The following is a 2,552-nucleotide window of genomic DNA, read 5'->3' as shown; positions in this document are numbered from 1 at the left end:
GGACTAAACCGCTCGCGCGGTAGGGCATGACAGCCGGCAGCACGGCTGAGGGATAGCGCGCCGAGGCGCCCTGTCTTGAGATGAGGGGTTCGCAACCTTCACTCAAGACAGGAGCATCCCCATGACCGACGAGGCAATGAGCCCGTTGCGCCGGCGCATGATCGAAGACATGACGATCCGCAAGCTCGCGCCCAAGACCCAACATGACTATGTGCAAAGGGTCAAGAACTTCGCTGCGTTTCTCGGGCGATCCCCGGATACGGCGAGCTTTGAGGACGTGCGCCGCTACCAACTACATCTGGCGACGAGCGGCGTCGGTGTGCCGACCATCAATCAGACGGTATCGACGCTGCGGTTCTTCTTCCGGGTCACCCTCAAGCGCCACGAGATCGTCGAGCACACGCATGTCATTCACGAGCCGCGCAAGCTGCCGGTGGTGCTCAGCCCCGAGGAAGTGGCGCGGCTGCTCGACGCGGCACCTGGGCTCAAATACAAGGCGGCACTCAGCGTGGCCTATGGCGCCGGTCTGCGCGCCAACGAGGTCGTCTCGCTCAAGATCTCCGATATCGACAGCAAGCGCATGATCATCCGGGTCGAGCAGGGCAAAGGCGGCAAGGATCGCAATGTCATGCTGTCACCACACCTGCTCGACCTGCTGCGCGCCTGGTGGAGGGCAGCGCGTCCGCAAGGCTGGCTGTTCCCGGGCCGCGATCCGGCGCAGCCGATGACGACGCGCCAGCTCAATCGTGCCTGTCATGCCGCCGCAGGGATGGCCGAGATCAACAAGCGCGTATCGCTGCACACGCTGAGGCACAGCTTCGCCACCCATCTCCTGGAGCAGAACATCGACGTGCGCGTGATCCAGGTGCTGCTCGGCCACGCCAAGCTCGATACGACGGCGCTCTATACCCGGGTCACCACCAAGACGATCAGCGAGGTCATGAGCCCGCTGGAGCACATCGCGATCAAGCTGAAGGAGGGTCGACCGCCCGGCTGACGCGGGGCCGGCGTGTCTCGCTCGGCTCTGGAGGTTGCGGATATCTTCCGCGACCATGGTCCGGCATGGCGTCAGGCCCATGCCGGCCATGTCAGTCTCAACCAGTTGAAGGTGATGTCGGCGATCGAGAGCTGCCGCACGGCAGCCCTCGGCGGCCATGTCGCGCGCTGCGAGGACTGTGCCTATACGTCCATCGCCTACAACTCCTGCCGCAACCGGCACTGCCCGAAGTGCCAGGGCACCGCGGCGAAGCAGTGGCTCGCCGACCGCGAAGCCGAGCTGCTGCCGGTGCCATATTATCACGTCGTGTTCACGCTGCCGGCTCGCATCGCCGACATCGCCTATCACAACAGGGCTGCCATCTACGATCTTCTGTTCAAGGTCTCGGCCGAGACCATGCTGACGATCGCCGCCGACCCGACGCACCTCGGCGCCCGGATCGGCATCACGTCGGTGCTGCACACCTGGGGCTCGGCCATGACCCACCACCCGCATGTGCACATGATCGTGCCGGGCGGCGGCATCTCGCCCGACGGCGAACGCTGGGTGTCCTGCCGGCCGGGCTTCTTCCTGCCGGTGCGGGTGCTCTCACGCCTGTTCCGGCGGCTGTTCCTGGAGCGCCTTGCCGCCCTCCACCAGGCCGGGCGCCTGAGCTTCTTCGGCAACGACGCTCATCTCGCCGGAGCACAATCATTCGCCGCATTGCTTGCAGCGTCGCGCAAGACGGAATGGGTCGTCTATGCCAAGCGTCCGTTCGGCGGGCCGCAAGCCGTGCTGGCCTATCTGTCGCGGTATACACACCGCGTCGCCATCGCCAACAGCCGCCTGATCGCCCTCGACCAGGACAGCGTCACCTTCAGGTGGAAGGACTATCGGGTCGAAGGCCACGACCGTCAAAAGCGGATGACGCTCGCTACGGACGAGTTCATCCGCCGCTTCCTCATCCACGTGCTGCCAAAGGGATTCCACCGCATCCGCCATTACGGCCTGCTCGCACGGGGCGCCTGCGCCGACAACGTCGCACGCGCGCGCGAGCTCCTCGCCGTCAAGGATCGGGAGGATGCGCCCACAGAGACCATCGCCGACGTCAGTAAACCCCCATGTCCATGCTGCGGCGGCCGCATGATCGTCATTGAGGTCTTTGAGCGAGGCGCAACGCCGCGCCATCAACCGACCGCGTCAACCAGCGCTATCAGGATCGACACATCGTGACTGCGCAACCGCCATCCTGCAAAGCTGCTCGTCGTGCCCGCCGCTCGTCGATAGGCCACGGCGGCATGCACCCATACGCGCATTGGGCCTTCGCAATCCGACGACGATGGATCGCGTTACACACCGTCCACTGCTCATTCACCCGCCCCGTTACCGCCGCCCAGCTTGCTGCACCGGTTCGAACTCCATCGGCCAACTTGCCTGCAGCGCTCAAATCCCCATAAAGCCTGCCGCACTATTCCTGCCCATCAAGCGCGGTTTCCTCCCTTGGAGGCTTTCGGACGCCGGCCGCCCGAATATGCCGCGCCGTCACGGCTGCGGCCGGCATCCGAAACCCTTCACA

The 2,552-nt window shown here is 65.0% G+C and carries 2 protein-coding genes; both read left to right on the top strand.

Annotated elements, in window-relative coordinates; all coding sequences use genetic code 11:
* Positions 1–121: 121 nt before the first annotated feature.
* Entirely contained in the window at positions 122–997 is an 876-nt protein-coding gene (locus tag IC50_RS37975; RefSeq protein ID WP_038945864.1) for a tyrosine-type recombinase/integrase, read from the top strand.
* A 12-nt stretch (positions 998–1,009) separates the two neighbouring features.
* A complete protein-coding gene (locus IC50_RS37970; protein WP_035716761.1) occupies positions 1,010–2,209 on the top strand; it encodes an IS91 family transposase in 1,200 nt (399 codons plus the stop codon).
* The last annotated feature ends 343 nt before the right edge of the window (positions 2,210–2,552 follow it).

This window comes from Bradyrhizobium genomosp. I (2014) (genome assembly GCF_000261685.1).
Classification (GTDB): Bacteria; Pseudomonadota; Alphaproteobacteria; order Rhizobiales; family Xanthobacteraceae; genus Bradyrhizobium.
Note: the sequence above shows the minus strand (reverse complement) of the source record. Positions and strands in the feature narration are given on the sequence as shown.

What these genes read in the sequence shown, in the direction of transcription:
- IC50_RS37975 (WP_038945864.1), top strand. Translation starts at nt 122, where the DNA reads ATGACCGACGAGGCAATGAGCCCGTTGCGCCGGCGCATGATCGAAGAC.